General features: G+C 72.2%; 15 protein-coding genes and 1 tRNA gene. 8 read left to right on the top strand and 8 right to left on the bottom strand.

Features of this window, described 5'->3' with window-relative positions:
* The first annotated feature begins 135 nt into the window (after positions 1-135).
* Positions 136-2883 carry a phosphoenolpyruvate carboxylase gene (ppc, locus tag K7862_RS04160; protein ID WP_222960702.1) on the top strand — a complete coding sequence of 916 codons (2748 nt, stop codon included), beginning with the start codon at positions 136-138 and terminating at the stop codon, positions 2881-2883.
* 150 nt (positions 2884-3033) lie between these two features.
* Here ppc and K7862_RS04155 read toward each other — a convergent pair whose 3' ends face one another.
* Positions 3034-3636, bottom strand: a complete 603-nt coding sequence (locus K7862_RS04155) for a TetR family transcriptional regulator (RefSeq protein ID WP_262412659.1) — start codon at positions 3634-3636, stop codon at positions 3034-3036.
* A gap of 85 nt (positions 3637-3721) precedes the next feature.
* The gene (locus K7862_RS04150; RefSeq protein WP_222960700.1) at positions 3722-4714 is read right to left on the bottom strand and encodes an acyl-CoA desaturase; all 993 of its coding nucleotides are present in this window, start codon (positions 4712-4714) and stop codon (positions 3722-3724) included.
* A gap of 250 nt (positions 4715-4964) precedes the next feature.
* Here K7862_RS04150 and K7862_RS04145 point away from each other — a divergent pair.
* From K7862_RS04145 to K7862_RS04120, 6 genes are all read left to right on the top strand, one after another.
* A tRNA-Gln gene (locus tag K7862_RS04145) sits at positions 4965-5036 on the top strand.
* A gap of 96 nt (positions 5037-5132) precedes the next feature.
* Positions 5133-6590, top strand: coding sequence for a bifunctional UDP-N-acetylglucosamine diphosphorylase/glucosamine-1-phosphate N-acetyltransferase GlmU (gene glmU / locus K7862_RS04140; protein WP_222960699.1), 1458 nt, complete (start codon positions 5133-5135; stop codon positions 6588-6590).
* A gap of 196 nt (positions 6591-6786) precedes the next feature.
* Positions 6787-7764, top strand: coding sequence for a ribose-phosphate diphosphokinase (locus K7862_RS04135; protein WP_222960694.1), 978 nt, complete (start codon positions 6787-6789; stop codon positions 7762-7764).
* Positions 7765-7962: 198 nt separating this feature from the next.
* Positions 7963-8589: a 50S ribosomal protein L25/general stress protein Ctc gene (locus K7862_RS04130; RefSeq protein ID WP_222960691.1), complete on the top strand. Its 627-nt coding sequence runs from the start codon at positions 7963-7965 to the stop codon at positions 8587-8589.
* A 106-nt stretch (positions 8590-8695) separates the two neighbouring features.
* Positions 8696-9298, top strand: a complete 603-nt coding sequence (pth, locus tag K7862_RS04125) for an aminoacyl-tRNA hydrolase (RefSeq protein ID WP_222960689.1) — start codon at positions 8696-8698, stop codon at positions 9296-9298.
* A 59-nt stretch (positions 9299-9357) separates the two neighbouring features.
* Complete coding sequence (locus tag K7862_RS04120; RefSeq protein ID WP_222960687.1) at positions 9358-9852, top strand: hypothetical protein; 495 nt, start codon at positions 9358-9360, stop codon at positions 9850-9852.
* 71 nt (positions 9853-9923) lie between these two features.
* On the opposite strand, the gene K7862_RS04115 is transcribed toward K7862_RS04120, so the two are convergent.
* Both K7862_RS04115 and K7862_RS04110 read right to left on the bottom strand, forming a co-directional pair.
* Positions 9924-10304 carry a VOC family protein gene (locus K7862_RS04115; protein ID WP_222960686.1) on the bottom strand — a complete coding sequence of 127 codons (381 nt, stop codon included), beginning with the start codon at positions 10302-10304 and terminating at the stop codon, positions 9924-9926.
* On the bottom strand, positions 10301-11131 hold the full coding sequence (locus tag K7862_RS04110) for a trans-aconitate 2-methyltransferase (RefSeq protein ID WP_222960685.1): 831 nt from the start codon (positions 11129-11131) through the stop codon (positions 10301-10303). The genes K7862_RS04115 and K7862_RS04110 overlap by 4 nt, the downstream gene beginning before the upstream one ends.
* Before the next feature lie 145 nt (positions 11132-11276).
* Here K7862_RS04110 and K7862_RS04105 point away from each other — a divergent pair, with 145 nt between their 5' ends.
* Entirely contained in the window at positions 11277-11774 is a 498-nt protein-coding gene (locus K7862_RS04105) for a MarR family winged helix-turn-helix transcriptional regulator (protein ID WP_222960684.1), read from the top strand.
* On the opposite strand, the gene K7862_RS04100 is transcribed toward K7862_RS04105, so the two are convergent.
* The 4 genes from K7862_RS04100 to galT form a co-directional block, all read right to left on the bottom strand.
* Entirely contained in the window at positions 11733-12533 is an 801-nt protein-coding gene (locus tag K7862_RS04100) for a response regulator transcription factor (protein ID WP_222960683.1), read from the bottom strand. The two genes, K7862_RS04105 and K7862_RS04100, sit on opposite strands and share 42 nt — an antisense overlap.
* Positions 12534-12805: 272 nt before the next feature.
* Complete coding sequence (gene galK / locus K7862_RS04095) at positions 12806-13945, bottom strand: galactokinase (protein ID WP_222960682.1); 1140 nt, start codon at positions 13943-13945, stop codon at positions 12806-12808.
* The gene (gene galE, locus K7862_RS04090; RefSeq protein WP_222960681.1) at positions 13942-14925 is read right to left on the bottom strand and encodes a UDP-glucose 4-epimerase GalE; all 984 of its coding nucleotides are present in this window, start codon (positions 14923-14925) and stop codon (positions 13942-13944) included. The genes galK and galE overlap by 4 nt, the downstream gene beginning before the upstream one ends.
* Positions 14922-15965, bottom strand: a complete 1044-nt coding sequence (gene galT / locus K7862_RS04085; protein ID WP_222960680.1) for a galactose-1-phosphate uridylyltransferase — start codon at positions 15963-15965, stop codon at positions 14922-14924. Before galT ends, galE begins: the two co-directional genes overlap by 4 nt.

Here is a 15965-nt window from a genome sequence, read left to right as displayed (position 1 = left end):
CCGGGTGTCCGGCTGGTGGGCGGCCCGTCTCGGCCACAGGACCGCCACTTATCCTGGTGGGGTCGGACAGCGCGGTCCGTGAGCACGACGTGCTCCGTCACATCCCGTCCATCACCTGCACAAGGAGCCGCACCTGTGAGCAGTGCCGACACCCCCCCGGACAGCAGCACCGCCCTCCGGGCCGACATCCGACGCCTGGGCGAGCTGCTCGGCGGCACCCTGGTCAGGCAGGAGGGTCAGGAACTCCTGGACCTCGTGGAGAAGGTGCGGGCGCTGACCCGCAGCGACGGCGAGGCAGCCGCCGCCCTTCTCGGCGACACCGACCTGGAGACCGCCGCCAAGCTGGTCCGTGCCTTCTCCACCTACTTCCACCTGGCCAACGTCACCGAGCAGGTGCACCGCGGCCGCGACCTGCGCGACCGCCGGGCCGAGGAGGGCGGCCTGCTCGCCCAGACCGCCGACCTGCTGAAGGACGGCGACCCCGCGCATGTGCGCGAGACGGTCAAGAACCTCAACGTGCGCCCGGTCTTCACCGCGCACCCGACCGAGGCGGCCCGCCGCTCGGTGCTGAACAAGCTGCGCCGGATCGCCGAGCTGCTGGAGCAGAGCGAGGGCGACGGCTCGGCGAACGCGGCGGGCGACCGGCGCCGTGCCGACCTGCGGCTGGCCGAGAACATCGACCTGCTGTGGCAGACCGACGAGCTCCGGGTGGTGCGGCCCGAGCCCGCGGACGAGGCCCGCAACGCCATCTACTACCTGGACGAACTCCACGCCGGTGCGGTCGGCGACGTCCTGGAGGACCTGGCGGCGGAGCTGGAGCGGGTCGGCTTCCCGCTGCCGCCGGAGACCCGCCCGCTGACCTTCGGCACCTGGATCGGCGGCGACCGCGACGGCAACCCGAACGTCACCCCGCAGGTCACCTGGGACGTGCTGATCCTCCAGCACGAGCACGGCATCACCGACGCGCTGGAGCTGGTGGACTTCCTGCGCGGCGCCTTGTCGAACTCCATCCGCAACTCCGGCGCGAGCCAGGAGCTGCTGGACTCCCTCTCCGACGACCTGGTGGCGCTGCCCGAGATCAGCCCGCGCTACAAGCGGCTGAACGCCGAGGAGCCCTACCGGCTCAAGGCCACCTGCATCCGCCAGAAGCTCGTCAACACCCGGGAGCGGCTGGCCGGCGGCACTCCGCACGTCGCCGGCCGCGACTACCTGGGCACCGGCGGGCTGCTGCAGGACCTGAAGCTGATCCAGGACTCGCTGCGGACGCACCGCGGCGGCCTGATCGCCGACGGCCGTCTCGACCGGACGATCCGCACGCTCTCCGCGTTCGGCCTGCAGCTCGCCACGATGGACGTGCGCGAGCACGCCGAGGCCCATCACCACGCGCTCGGCCAGCTCTTCGACCGGCTGGGCGAGGAGTCGTGGCGGTACGCGGACATGCCGCGCGACTACCGGCGCAAGCTGCTCGCCAAGGAGCTGCGCTCGCGCCGGCCGCTCGCGCCGACGCCGGCGCCGCTGGACGCGGCCGGCGCCAAGACGCTGGGGGTCTTCCACACCATCAGCGAGGCGTTCGAGCGCTTCGGCCCCGAGGTCGTCGAGTCCTACATCATCTCCATGTGCCTGGGCTCCGACGACGTCTTCGCGGCGGCCGTGCTGGCCCGCGAGGCGGGGCTGATCGACCTGCACGCCGGGGTCGCCAAGATCGGCATCGTGCCGCTGCTGGAGACCACCGACGAGCTGCGGATCGCCGACAAGCTGCTGGACGAGATGCTCTCCGACCCGTCCTACCGGCGGCTGGTGTCGCTGCGCGGCGACGTGCAGGAGGTCATGCTCGGCTACTCCGACTCCTCGAAGTTCGGCGGCATCACCACCTCGCAGTGGGAGATCCACCGGGCGCAGCGGCGGCTGCGTGACGTCGCGCACCGGCACGGGGTGCGGCTGCGGCTGTTCCACGGCCGGGGCGGCACGGTCGGCCGCGGCGGCGGCCCCTCGCACACCGCGGTGCTCGCCCAGCCCTGGGGCACCCTGGAGGGCGAGATCAAGGTGACCGAGCAGGGCGAGGTCATCTCCGACAAGTACCTGATCCCGTCGCTGGCCCGGGAGAACCTGGAGCTGACGGTCGCGGCGACGCTGCAGGCGTCGGCCATGCACACCGCGCCGCGACAGTCCGACGAGGCGCTGGCCCGCTGGGACGGGGCGATGGACATCGTCTCGGAGGCGGCGCACGCGGCGTACCGGGCGCTGGTCGAGGACCCGGACCTGCCGCCGTACTTCTTCGCCTCCACGCCGGTCGACCAGCTCGGCGAGCTGCACCTGGGCTCGCGCCCGTCGCGCCGGCCGGACTCCGGCGCGGGTCTGGACGGCCTGCGGGCGATCCCGTGGGTGTTCGGCTGGACGCAGTCCCGGCAGATCGTGCCCGGCTGGTACGGCGTCGGGTCCGGTCTGAAGGCGGCCCGCGAGGCGGGGCTGGACGCGGTGATCGACGAGGCGTTCGGCCGGTGGCACTTCTTCCGCAACTTCCTGTCCAACGTCGAGATGACGCTGGCCAAGACCGACCTGCGGATCGCCCGGCACTACGTGGACACGCTGGTGCCCGACGAGCTCAAGCACGTGTTCGCCACGATCGAGGCGGAGCACGACCTGACCGTGCAGGAGGTGCTGCGGATCACCGGGGAGAGCGAGCTGCTGGCCGGCAGCCCGGCGCTGTCGCGGACGTTCCGCATCCGTGACCAGTACCTGGACCCGATCTCCTACCTGCAGGTGTCGCTGCTGGCCCGCCAGCGGGCGGCCGTGGAGGCCGACGAGACGCCGGATCCGCTGCTGTCCCGGGCGCTGCTGCTGACCGTCAACGGTGTCGCGGCGGGTCTGCGCAACACCGGCTGAGACGCGAGGCCGGTCCGCCACTCCGGACCGGCTCGTCCGAGGGCACCGCCGCGCGTCGCGGCGGTGCCCTCGTCGTTCGCGGAGTCCGCCGAGGTCCGCGGCGGTCCGCGCCGGTCAGCGCCGGTCCCTGGCGGTCCGGGCGGCGCCCGGTCAGCTCTTGCGGTGGCCGATCAGCCGCGGGCGGGGCTCCAGGCCCGACAGCCCGTTCCAGGACAGGTTGACCAGGTGGGCGACGACGTCGGCCTTGCCGGGGTGCTGGGCGTCCAGCCACCACTGGCCGGTGAGCGCCACCATGCCGACCAGGGCCTGGGCGTAGAGCGACGCGAGCTTGGCGTCGAAGCCGCGCTCGGAGAACTCGTGCCCGAGGATGTCCTCGACCTGGGTGGCGATGTCGCTGATCAGCGACGCGAAGGTGCCCGTCGACTGGGCGACGGGCGAGTCCCGCACGAGGATGCGGAAGCCGTCGGTGTACTGCTCGATGTAGTCGAGGAGGGCGAAGGCGGCCTGTTCCAGGAGTTCGCGGGGATGCCCGCCGGTCAGCGCGCCGGTGACCATGTCCAGCAGGCGGCGCATCTCGCGGTCCACCACGACGGCGTAGAGGCCTTCCTTGCCGCCGAAGTGCTCGTAGACGACCGGCTTGGACACCCCGGCCTGGTGCGCGATCTCCTCGACCGACGTGCCCTCGTAGCCGCGCTCGGCGAAGAGCACCCGTCCCACGTCGAGGAGCTGCTCGCGCCGTTCCTTGCCGGTCATGCGGACCCGCCGGGCGCGTCGCGCCGACGGGCCCGCGGTACCGCCGGCCGTCCCCCGTGCGTTGTTGCGGTCGCTCACATGTCCATCATGCCGCTTCGCTCGCCGGCTCCTGGCGGCGGGAAGCGATCCGGTCGGCGTCCGGCCAGCGGACGTCGGTGGCCCAGCCGGCCTGCTCGAACCAGCGGATGACGCGGGCGCTGGAGTCGATCTGGCCGCGGAGCACGCCGTGCCGGGCGGCCGTGGGGTCGGCGTGGTGCAGGTTGTGCCACGACTCGCCGCAGGACAGGACCGCCAGCCACCACACGTTGCCGGAACGGTCACGGGACTTGAACGGGCGCTTGCCGACCGCGTGGCAGATGGAGTTGATGGACCAGGTGACGTGGTGCAGCAGCGCCACCCGGACGAGCGAACCCCAGAAGAACGCGGTGAACGCGCCGTACCACGACATGGTGACCAGGCCGCCGACCAGCGGCGGGATCAGCAGCGAGACCGCGGTCCACACCCAGAAGTCGCGGGAGATCCGGCGGATGGCCGGGTCCTTGATCAGGTCGGGCGCGTACTTCTGCTGCGGGGTCTGCTCCTCGTCGAAGAGCCAGCCCATGTGCGCCCACCACAGGCCCTTCATCAGCGCGGGCAGCGTCTCGCCGTAGCGCCACGGGCTGTGCGGGTCGCCCTCGGCGTCGCTGAACTTGTGGTGCCGGCGGTGGTCGGCGACCCAGCGCACGATCGGGCCCTCGACGGCCATCGAGCCGGCGATCGCCAGCACGATCTTCAGCGGCCGCTTGGCCTTGAACGACCCGTGGGTGAAGTGCCGGTGGAAGCCGATGGTGATGCCGTGGCAGCCCAGGAAGTACATGCCGACCATGAGCCCCAGGTCGAGCCAGCTCATCCCGCGACCCCAGGCCAGCGGGACGGCGGCGACCAGAGCCACGAACGGGATGCAGATGAACAGGAGCAGCGCGATCTGCTCGATCGAGCGCTTGCTCTCGCCACCTCGGGTGGCGCTGGGATTGTCCGGCTCCTGTCCTTGAGGCCCGGGTTCCCGGGACTCGGTGATCACGTCCGTCTGTGTGGTCATGTCTGTCCCTTGTCGGCTGAAGTGAGGGCAGGTCAAAGCTGGTGATGGCGTAAGCACACGGAACCTACGGCTCCGTAAGTATTGCAGCGGGGTGTGGCCGGGCAACAGGACCACACGAGGTAAGGCCCGCCTTCATCCATCAACGGGGATGTCTACCCCGGATCACCGTCGCCACCACCCCCGCCCGTACGGCATGATGGGTCCGACCGTCCCGACGGGGTCCGACAGCGGGCCCGGGATGTCGAGTTGATCCGCCGTGGTGTAATTGGCAGCACTGGGGCTTTTGGTGCCTTAAGTCCGGGTTCGAGTCCTGGCGGCGGAGCAGTCGTGGGGAGCCGGTACGACCGGCGGTCACCCCCGGTACACCGCGTCGGTATCCTGCGGGGGTCCAGCACCCCGAAGCCGAGGAGTCTCCGTCGTGAGCCCCAACCGTCCGGCTGCCGTCGTCATCCTCGCCGCCGGTGAGGGCACCCGCATGAAGTCGGCCACCCCGAAAGTCCTGCACACCATCAGCGGACGTTCGCTGGTCGGCCATGTCGTGGCCGCCTCCCGCGCGCTGGACCCCGAGCATCTCGTCGTCGTCGTCGGCCACGCCCGCGCGCAGGTCGGCGAGCACCTCGGCGCCCTCGACCCGCAGGCGCTGATCGCCGTGCAGCACGAGCAGAACGGCACCGGGCACGCGGTCCGGATGGGCCTGGAGGAGCTGACCCGGCAGGGCATCGTCCTGGACGGCACGCTGGTCGTCACCTACGGCGACACCCCCCTGCTGACCGCCGAGACCCTGGCGACCCTGGTCCGCCTGCACGAGACGGACGGCAACGCCGTCACCGTGCTCACCGCCCAGGTGCCCGACCCGACCGGCTACGGCCGGATCGTCCGTGCCGCCGACGGCCAGGTCACCGAGATCGTCGAGCAGAAGGACGCCAGCGTCGCCCAGCAGGCCATCACGGAGATCAACTCCGGTGTGTACGCGTACGACGCGGCGCTGCTGGCCGAGGCGCTCGGCAAGGTGACCACGGACAACTCGCAGGGCGAGGAGTACCTCACCGACACCCTGGCGATCCTGCGCGAGGGCGGCCACCGGGTCGGCGCCTACACCGCGCCCGACCACCGTGAGATCGCGGGCGTGAACAACCGGGTGCAGCTCGCCGAGGCCCGCCGGGTGCTCAACGACCGGCTGCTGACCCGGGCGATGCTGGACGGCGCCACAATCGTGGACCCGGCGACCACCTGGGTGGACGTGGACGTCACCTTCGAGCCGGACGCCCTGGTCCTGCCCAACACCCAGCTCATGGGCACCACCAGCGTGGGCAGCGGCGCCGAGGTCGGCCCGAACTGCACGCTCACCGACACCGCCGTCGGCGCCGGCGCCACGGTGTCCAACACCGTCGCGCTGCAGGCCGAGATCGGCGAGCAGGCCAGCGTCGGCCCCTTCGCCTACCTGCGCCCGGGCACCCGGCTGGGCCTGAAGGCCAAGGCCGGCACCTACGTCGAGATGAAGAACGCCTCCATCGGCGAGGGCACCAAGGTGCCGCACCTGAGCTACGTGGGCGACGCCACCATCGGCGAGTACACCAACATCGGCGCGGCCAGCGTCTTCGTGAACTACGACGGCGAGGCCAAGCACCACACGACCATCGGCAGTTACTGCAAGACCGGCTCGGACAACATGTTCGTCGCCCCGGTCGTGGTCGGCGACGGCGCGTACACCGCGGCCGGCTCGGTGATCACCAAGGACGTACCGGCCGGCTCGCTGGCCGTCGCCCGCGGGCAGCAGCGCAACATCGAGGGCTGGGTCGCCCGCAAGCGTCCCGGCAGCGCCGCCGCCCAGGCGGCCGAACGCGCCGCTCAGCAGGGGGATCCGGACAGCGAGTGAGCGTCGCGCGCGCCGTGTGAGGACCGTCTCACACGGCGCGCGTGAGCGTCGTCTCACTCACCGGTCAGCACCGCCTCTGAGGTGCACAGGTGCAGCGGATGGGGCGTACCGTGTGGGTTGCACACCATTCCGCCAGCTCGCCGAACCTCGGCCGACGCTGCGTCGAACACCAGTCGAACACCAAGGAGACGGTGCAGTGACCGGGATCAAGACGACCGGTGAGAAGAAGCTGATGCTCTTCTCCGGCCGCGCCCACCCCGATCTGGCGGAGGCGGTGGCAAGCGAACTGGGCGTCGAGCTCGTGCCGACCCGCGCCTTCGACTTCGCCAACGGCGAGATCTACGTGCGGTTCGAGGAGTCGGCCCGCGGCGCCGACTGCTTCCTCATCCAGAGCCACACCAACCCGATCAACCAGTGGATCATGGAACAGCTCATCATGATCGACGCTCTGAAGCGGGCCTCCGCGCGGAGCATCACGGTGATCGTGCCGTTCTACGGCTACGCCCGGCAGGACAAGAAGCACCGCGGCCGCGAGCCGATCTCGGCGCGGCTGGTGGCGGACCTGTTCCGTACCGCGGGCGCCGACCGGATCCTCACGGTCGACCTGCACACCGACCAGATCCAGGGCTTCTTCGACGGCCCGGTGGACCACCTGTTCGCGCTGCCGGTCCTGGCGGACTACGTGGGCTCCAAGGTCGACCGCTCCAAGCTGACGATCGTCTCCCCGGACGCCGGCCGGGTCCGCGTCGCCGACCGCTGGTGCGACCGGCTCGGCGCCCCGCTGGCCATCGTGCACAAGCGCCGCGACCCGAACATCGCCAACGAGGTGAAGGTCCACGAGGTCGTCGGTGACGTCAAGGGCCGCGTGTGCGTGCTGGTCGACGACATGATCGACACCGGCGGCACCATCTGCGCCGCCGCCGACGCGCTGTTCGCCAACGGCGCCGAGGACGTCATCGTGACCGCAACCCACGGGGTGCTCTCCGGCCCGGCCGCGGACCGGCTGAAGAACTCCAAGGTGAGCGAGTTCGTGCTGACCGACACGCTGCCCACCCCGGGCCAGCTCGACCTCGACAAGATCACCGTGCTGTCGATGGCGCCCACCATCGCCAACGCGGTCCGCGAGGTCTTCGAGGACGGCTCGGTGACGAGCCTGTTCGAGGACTCCCACTGATCCCGGGGCACTGATCGATTTCGTCCGGGGCCTTCCCGCCGGTTACGCTGTCCGCGTTGCTCGGCGAGGGAGGCCCCGGACGCGTGTCCGGACCCGGTCCTCCGTTATCGACGCGCTCCTCGCAGGAGAACGGCCTGTCGTGGGTCGGGCGACCGACTGTTCCACCGCCAGGTTCCCCACCACGAGGAGTTGAGCATCATGGCCGAGGTCAAGATCGCCGCCGAGCCGCGTACCGAGTTCGGCAAGGGCGCCGCCCGCCGCGTGCGCCGCGCCAACCAGGTCCCCGCCGTCATCTACGGTCACGGCGCCGAGCCCAAGCACGTCTCCGTGCCCGGCCACGAGCTGCTGCTCGCGCTGCGCACCGCCAACGTGCTGATCTCCCTGGAGATCGACGGCAAGTCCGAGCTGGTCATCCCCAAGGCCGTGCAGCGCGACCCGATCAAGGGCTTCCTGGAGCACGTCGACCTGCTGGCCGTCAAGCGCGGCGAGAAGGTCAGCGTCGAGGTCCCGATCGCCGTCGAGGGCGAGCTGGCCCCGGGCGGCAACCTGCTGGAGCACGTCCTCGCCGCCCTGCCGGTCGAGGCCGAGGCCACCCACATCCCCGAGGGCGTCACCGTCTCCGTCGAGGGCCTGGAGGCCGGCGCCTCGATCCTCGCCAAGGACATCGAGCTGCCGAAGGGCACCACGCTGACGGTCGACGAGGACGCGGTCGTCATCCAGATCGTCGCCGCGCAGGTCGAGGTCGAGGAGACCGAGGAGGAGGCCGAGGCCGAGGGTGAGGCCGCTCCGGCCGCCGCCGAGGGCGAGGAAGCCGCCGAGGCCTGATCCGCCCGCGGATCCCACCTCGATCGACCGCTGCACCCGCAGCACCGGCCGCCGTCGTACCCTCCTGGGGTGCGGCGGCGGCCGCATGTCCGGGACGGAGACTTCGATGAGCACCCCCAGCAGCATGGCAGGGCCCTGGATGGTCGTGGGCCTGGGCAACCCCGGGCCCGAGTACGCGGGCAACCGGCACAACATCGGCTTCATGGTCGCCGACCTGCTCGCCCAGCGGATCGGCGGCACCTTCAAGCGCTCGGGCAAGACCCAGGCCCAGGTGCTGGAGGGCCGGATCGGCCCGCCGGGACCGTCGAGCCGGCGCGTGGTGCTGGCCAAGCCGATGTCCTACATGAACCTGTCGGGCGGCCCGGTCACCGCCCTCAAGGACTTCTACAAGGTGCCGACCGAGCAGATCGTCGCCATCCACGACGAGCTGGACATCGACTACGGCACGCTGCGGCTGAAGCTCGGCGGCGGGGACAACGGCCACAACGGGCTGAAGTCCATCACCAAGTCGCTGGGCGCCGGCTATCTGCGGGTGCGGGCCGGCATCGGCCGCCCGCCGGGCCGCATGGACGTGGCCGCCTTCGTGCTCAAGGACTTCTCGTCGGCCGAGCGCAAGGACCTGGACTGGTTCGTCGACCGGGCCGCCGACGCCGTCGAGGCGCTGATCGGCGACGGTCTGGAGCGGGCGCAGAGCACGTACAACAGCTGAACCGCCGCTTGCCGGCCCCAGGTTGACCCGGCGGCATGCCATGGCCAAAGATCGCCCGCATGGTCAAGAGGAGCCGTTCCCGGCGCGTCGCCGAGAGAGCCTGGGGTCTGGTGCTGCTCGCCCGCGTGCTGGGCCTCGGGGCGATCACCGCGCTGATCCTGGCCTCCGGGGTGTGGGCCTCCTGGCAGACCGCCCAGCACGTGATGCTCACCAAGGGCCGCGAGCGCGGCACCGTGACGCTGGCCGCCTGCGGCGACTCGAGCTGCACCGGCCCGTTCATGCCCGAGGGCGCCGCGACCGCCCGCCCGAAGGTGACGGTCAGCCTGCCGGTCCGGCACAAGGTCGGCGCGCACGTGCCGGTGGTGCTCAAGCCCGGCACCGACACCGGGATCAGGGCGGGCCTGGGCGGCGTGCTGTTCGCCTGGCTGCCGCTGGGCGGGGCGCTGCTGCTGGCCGCGGTCGTGGTCGGCGGCGGCCTGCGGATGCCGCGTACGGCCTGGACGCTGGCCGCGGCCGGTGCCGCGCTGGTCGGCGGGGCGTTCCTGACGCTGTAGGGCGGGCGCACGCCGCGCCCCGGCGCCCGGGGGCCCGGCCCGGTCTTCGTGCCGGGACAGGCCCCCGGCTGTCAGGAGGAGGCGCCGTCCGGCGCGAGCGGCTCCAGGAACTCCAGGCGGTTGCCGACCGGGTCCTCGCTGTAGAAGCGCGCGTGCCCGGGCAGGTCGTCGTCCCACACCACCGTCGCGCCCTTGTCCCGCAGGCGTTCGGCGAAGGCGTGGATGCCGGTGACCCGCAGGCCAGGGTGGGCCTTGCGGGCGGCCCGGAAGTCCTCCTCGACGCCCAGGTGCAGCACCGCGCCGCCGGCGGCGAACCAGCAGCCGCCCCGGGCCGCCAGCACCGGCGGCTTGGGCAGCTCGGTCATGCCCAGCACCCCGGTGTAGAAGGCGCGCAGTTCCGGTTCGCTGCCGGGCGGCGCGGCGAGCTGGACGTGGTCGACGGCGGCGATCATGCGCGCGGCTCCTGTGCGGTGCGGGCGACGGCGAAGATCCGCCGGAACGGGAAGACGGTGCCGTGCGGCCCGGCCGGGTAGGCCTTGCGCAGCAGGTCGCGGTACTGGCCGACGAACTCCGAGCTCGCGGACGGGTCGTCCTCCAGCGCGGTGAGCACCGGCCGCAGCGCGGTGCCCGTCGTCCAGTCCAGAACGGGGTCCTCGCCCTGCAGCAGTTGCACGTAGGTGCTCTCCCAGACGTCGACGGCCTCGCAGCCGAGCTCGGTGAGGCGTTCGAGGTAGTCGGCGGGGCTGAGGATGTGGACGTAGCGGCGGCCGTGGCCGTTCAGCCGGTGGCGCCAGCGCGGGCTCTCGCACAGCTCGGCGAGCAGCGCGTGGCTGGGGGCGGTGAAGTTGCCGGGGACCTGGAAGGCGAGGGCGCCGCCGGGCGCGACGCGGTCCAGCCAGTCGGGGAAGCGGTCCGCGTGCCCGGGCACCCACTGCAGCGCGGCGTTGGACACGATCAGGTCGAAGGTCTCGCCGGGGACCCACTGGGCGGCGTCCGCCCGCCGGAAGTCCAGGCTGCCGCCGCCGGCGGTGGGTCCGGCGTAGTGCTCGGCGGCGGCCAGCATCTCCCGTGAGCTGTCGAAGCCGGTGATCCGGGCGCTGGGCCAGCGGTCGGCGAGCAGCGCGGTGACGTTGCCCGGACCGCAGCCGATGTCGGCTATCCGGGGCGAGTTGCCGCCGGGCAGGTCGGGGATGCGGGCGAGGAGGTCGAGAAAGGGGCGGGTGCGGTGGGTGGAGTGCCGGAGATACTGTTGCGGGTCCCACGTCGGAGCTGCTTGCATCGTTCGTACTCCCTGGGGTGGTTCGCGAAGCCGACGCACCGGCGCGGGGGGACTGCCGGGTGTGCGGCCCTCTCGTTCCAGACTCCACCGCCAAGTATCTTGATGTCAAGAGACTTCATGTCGACAGACCTATTACACTGATCCCATGGAGGACGAGGTCGACCGGCTGGTCGCTGCATGGCGCCGTGAGCGCCCCGACCTCGACGTGGAACCGCTTGAGGTGCTCAGCCGGGTCAGCAGGCTCGCCCGTCACCTGGACCGGGCACGGCGGCTGGCGTTCGCCGAGCACAGCCTGGAGCCCTGGGAGTTCGACGTCCTGACGTCGCTGCGCCGCGCGGGCGCGCCCTACCAGCTCTCCCCGGGGCAGTTGCTCACCCAGACGCTGGTCACCTCGGGCACGATGACCAACCGCATCGACCGGCTGGCCAAGAAGGGCCTGGTCGAACGGCTTCCGGACCCCAGCGACCGGCGCGGGGTGCTGGTCCGGCTGACGGCGGAGGGCCAGGACCGCGCGGACCAGGCGCTGGCCGGCCTGCTCGCCCAGGAGCGGGCCATCCTCGGCGAACTCAGCGACCGTCAGCGCACCGAACTCGCCGGTCTGCTACGACAGCTGACCGCGCCGTTCGACAACGTCCCCGGCTGACGGCACCAGTTCGACCGGTCCCACCCCGGCCCGGCGGGCCAACGCGACCGCGGCGAGCGTGGAGTGCACACCGAGCTTGCCGAGCACGTTCTGCATGTGGGTGCGGACGGTGTGCGGGGACAGGAACAGCCGCTCGGCGACCGCCTTGCGACCGAGGCCCGCCACCATGCAGCGCAGCACCTCCTGCTCACGCGGCGTCAGCGACTCCACCAGCCGCTCGCTCTCGGTGCGGTTGCGCCGGGCCGAGGTCAACTCCCGCAGCACACCGGTCAGCAGGGCCGGCGGCAGATGCGTCTCGTCCCGCAGCACGCCGCGCACCACGGCCAGCAGCCGCGACAGCGAACAGTCCTTGGCCACCCAGCCCGAGGCGCCGGCCTGCAGGGCGCGGGCCGCGCGCAGCGGGTCGTCCCGCTCGGCGAGCACGACCGTACGCGTTCCCGGGTGCTCGGCGCGCACCCGCTCCACGAGCGCCAGGCCGTCCATGACCGGGTCGCGGGGCTCCAGCGGGCGGGCGCCCGCGGTCAGCGAGGGCACGGCGGCCAGCGTCACCGGCGGACGCGGCCCGGCGCCGAGGTCGGCGTCGACCAGCAGGACGTCGTAGCGCCGGTTGTCGACCGCGGCCCGGTCCAGGCACCGCTGGGCGGCGGGACCGCTGCCCGCGGCGGACACGTCGACGTCCGGCTCCGCGGCGAGCGCGGCGGCCAGGGACTCGGCGAAGATGCGGTGGTCGTCGACGACGAGAACGCGGATTCTTCCCACGGGACACCACTTTCCCGGTACAGGGCACTCCCCCAGTGGCGGGGCACTGCTCGCGTGGGATCCGGCACCCGGACCGGGACCGCCGTCCCGGTCCGGGTGCCGAACCCCTTGCGTCTCGCCCCCTGATGAGCACCGGCCCCCACCGGCGCTGTGGGAAAAGCGTAGGGGTTCGGCGGCGATATGGAACCGTCTTGCCGGAAGTTACCGGCCTGTTCTTCCGCGCGTTTGCACTGGTCTACACCTCTGACCTGCCCGCCCAGCAGCGCGGACGATCACCAGAGGCGGTGCGCGCCGGGCCCCGGAACCGTCGCGAACTGCCGGACCTGAGGCAGCGCGGCCTCCACCGCGGCGGCGACGGCCGCCTCGTCCGACTCCTCCACCAGCACGATCGCCGACCCGCCGAAGCCGCCGCCGGTCATCCGGGCGCCGAGCGCGCCGGCCGCCAGCGCGGTGTCCACCACGAGGTCCAGCTCGGGGCAGGAGACCTGGAAGTCGTCGCGCAGCGAGGCGTGGCCGGCCGTCAGCACCGGGCCGATGTCCCGGGTGCGGCCTGCCCGCAGGAGCGCCAGGACTTCCTCCACGCGGTGGTTCTCGGTCACCACGTGCCGGGTCAGCCGGCGCAGCCGCTCGTCCGGCAGGGACTCCAGCGCCGCGTCGAGCTGGTCGAAGGCGACGTCCCGCAGCGCGGGCAGCCCGAGCGTCCCGGCCGCGGACTCGCAGCCGGCCCGCAGCTTCCCGTAGGCGCCGTCGGCGTGCGCGTGCTTGACCCGGGTGTCGCACACCAGCAGTCGCAGGCCCTCCGCGGCCAGGTCGAACGGCACCTGGTGCTGCACCAGCCCGCGCACATCCAGGTGGAGCGCGTGGCCCTCGGTGCAGCAGGCGGACGCGGTCTGGTCCATGACGCCGACCGGCGCGCCCACGTAGGTGTTCTCCGAGGACTGGCACAGCAGGGCCAGTTCCTGGCGCGACAGGCCCGTCACGCCGTGCAGCTCGGTCAGCGCCAGGGCGGTGACGACCTGCAGCGCCGCCGACGACGACAGGCCGCCGCCGACCGGCACGCTGCTGTCGAAGTGGAGGTCCGCGCCGCCGATGTCGTGACCGGCCTGGCGCAGCGTCCACAGCACCGCCGCGGGGTAGCGCGCCCAGCCCTCGGTGGTGCCGGGGGCCAGGTCGGCGACCCGCAGCTCGACGACCCCGCCGTCCATGTCCGCGGAGTGCAGCCGCAGCAGGCCGTCGTCGCGGCGGGCGACGGCGGCGCGGGTGGCGTGCGGCAGCGCGAACGGCATGACGTGGCCGTCGTTGTAGTCGGTGTGCTCACCGATCAGGTTGACCCTGCCCGGTGCCGACCACGCGCCCTCGGGCGCGCGCCCGAAGACGTTCTTGAACGCGATCTCGAACGCGGCGTCGGTCATTGCGCGCCGTCCTCCCCTGCTGAAGTGGCGAAGTTCCATGCGTCGCGGATGATCTCCACGAGGTCGGTGCGGCGCGGCTGCCAGCCCAGCCGCTCCCGGGCGCGGTCCGCGGAGGCCACCAGGACGGCGGGGTCGCCGGCCCGGCGCGGCTCGACGGTCGCCGGGATCGCGTGGCCGGTCACCCGGCGGGCGGCCTCCACGACCTCCAGGACCGAGAAGCCGTTGCCGTTGCCGAGGTTGCAGATCAGGTGCTCGCCTGCGGGCGCGTGGTCCAGGGCGAGCAGGTGGGCCTCGGCGAGGTCCGCGACGTGGATGTAGTCGCGCAGGCAGGTGCCGTCGGGCGTCGGGTAGTCGTCGCCGAAGATCGAGATCGCGGCACGGCGCTCCTGCGCCACCTGCAGCACCAGCGGGATCAGGTGGGACTCGGGGTCGTGGCGCTCGCCGTACCGGCCGTAGGCGCCCGCGACGTTGAAGTACCGCAGCGAGACCGCGGACAGCCCGTACGCGGCGCACTCCGAGGCGATCATGTGGTCCACGGCGAGCTTGGTCGCGCCGTAGGGGTTGGTGGGCGCGGTGGCGGCGGTCTCGGTGATCGGCACCTGGTCCGGCTCGCCGTAGGTGGCCGCGGTGGAGGAGAACACCAGCGTGCGGACCCCGGACTCCCGCATGGCGGTGAGCAGTTCCAGGGTGCCGGCGACGTTGTTGCGCCAGTACTTCTCCGGGTTCGCGACCGACTCGCCGACCTGCGAGGAGGCGGCGAAGTGCAGCACCGCGTCGTACGAGCCGTCGAGCACCTTCGCCGCGTCCTGGATGCGGCCCTCGACGAAGCGGGCGCCCTCCGGGACGCCGACCCGGAAGCCCGTGGACAGGTCGTCGAGCACGGTCACCTGGTGGCCGGCCTCGAGGAGGTGAGCGGCGACCACGCCGCCGACGTATCCGGCTCCGCCGGTGACCAGGAGCTTCTTCTGGGCGGTGCTCAATTGCTCGCTACCTCTCGCAGTCGCTGGGCCGCGGACTCCGGTGGCACGTCGTTGACGAAGGCGCTCATGCCCGATTCCGAACCCGCGAGGAACTTCAGCTTGCCCGATGTGCGGCGAATGGTGAAAAGCTCCAGGTGGAGCGCGAAGTCCCGGCGGTCCGCCGCGGTGAACGGCGCCTGGTGCCAGCCCGAGATGTACGGGGTGGGCGGCTGCCCCTCGCCGAAGATCCGGTCGAAGCGGCGCAGCAGCTCCAGGTAGATCCCGGGGAACTCGGCCCGGGCGTCCTCGTCCAGCCCCAGCAGGTCCGGCACCCGGCGCTTGGGGTAGAGGTGGACCTCGTAGGGCCAGTGGGCGGCGTACGGCACGAAGGCCGTCCAGTGCTCGCCCTCCAGCACGATCCGGCGGCCGTCGGCCAACTCGTCGGCGACCACGTCGTCGAAGAGGTTGCGGCCGGTGCGCTGCAGGTGCTCGGCGGCGTTGCGCAGCATCAGCGACGTGCGCGGGGTGACGAACGGGTACCCGTAGATCTGGCCGTGCGGGTGGCCGAGGGTGACCCCGATCTCCTCGCCGCGGTTCTCGAACGGGTAGACCTGCACCACGCCCGGCATCTGGGAGAGGTCCTGGGTGCGGTCCGTCCACACGTCGAGCACCAGCCGGGCGCCGGCCGGGCTCAGCGACGCGAACGAGGCGTCGTGGTCGGAGGTGAAGCACACCACTTCGCAGCGGCCCTTGTCGCCGGTGAGCGACGGGAAGCGGTTCTGGAAGACCGCCACCTCGTAGTCCGACGCCGGGATCTCGCTGAGCCTGCCCTCGCGGGACGGGCACAGCGGGCACTCGTCGGCCGGCGGGTGGTAGGTGCGGCCCTGCCGGTGCGAGGCGATGGCGACGGTGTCGCCGAGCAGCCGGTCGGCCCGCAGGTCGGAGTCCGTGGAGACGGGCTCGAGCGGGCGCAGATCGACGGCGTCGCGGACGACGGCGTCGGCCGAGTCGTAGTAGATCAGCTCACGGCCGTCCGCGAGCCGCGTCGTCGTCTTCTTCAC

Source organism: Actinacidiphila acidipaludis (assembly GCF_019890725.1).
In the GTDB taxonomy this organism is placed as follows: domain Bacteria; phylum Actinomycetota; class Actinomycetes; order Streptomycetales; family Streptomycetaceae; genus Actinacidiphila; species Actinacidiphila acidipaludis.
Note: the sequence above shows the minus strand (reverse complement) of the source record. Positions and strands in the feature narration are given on the sequence as shown.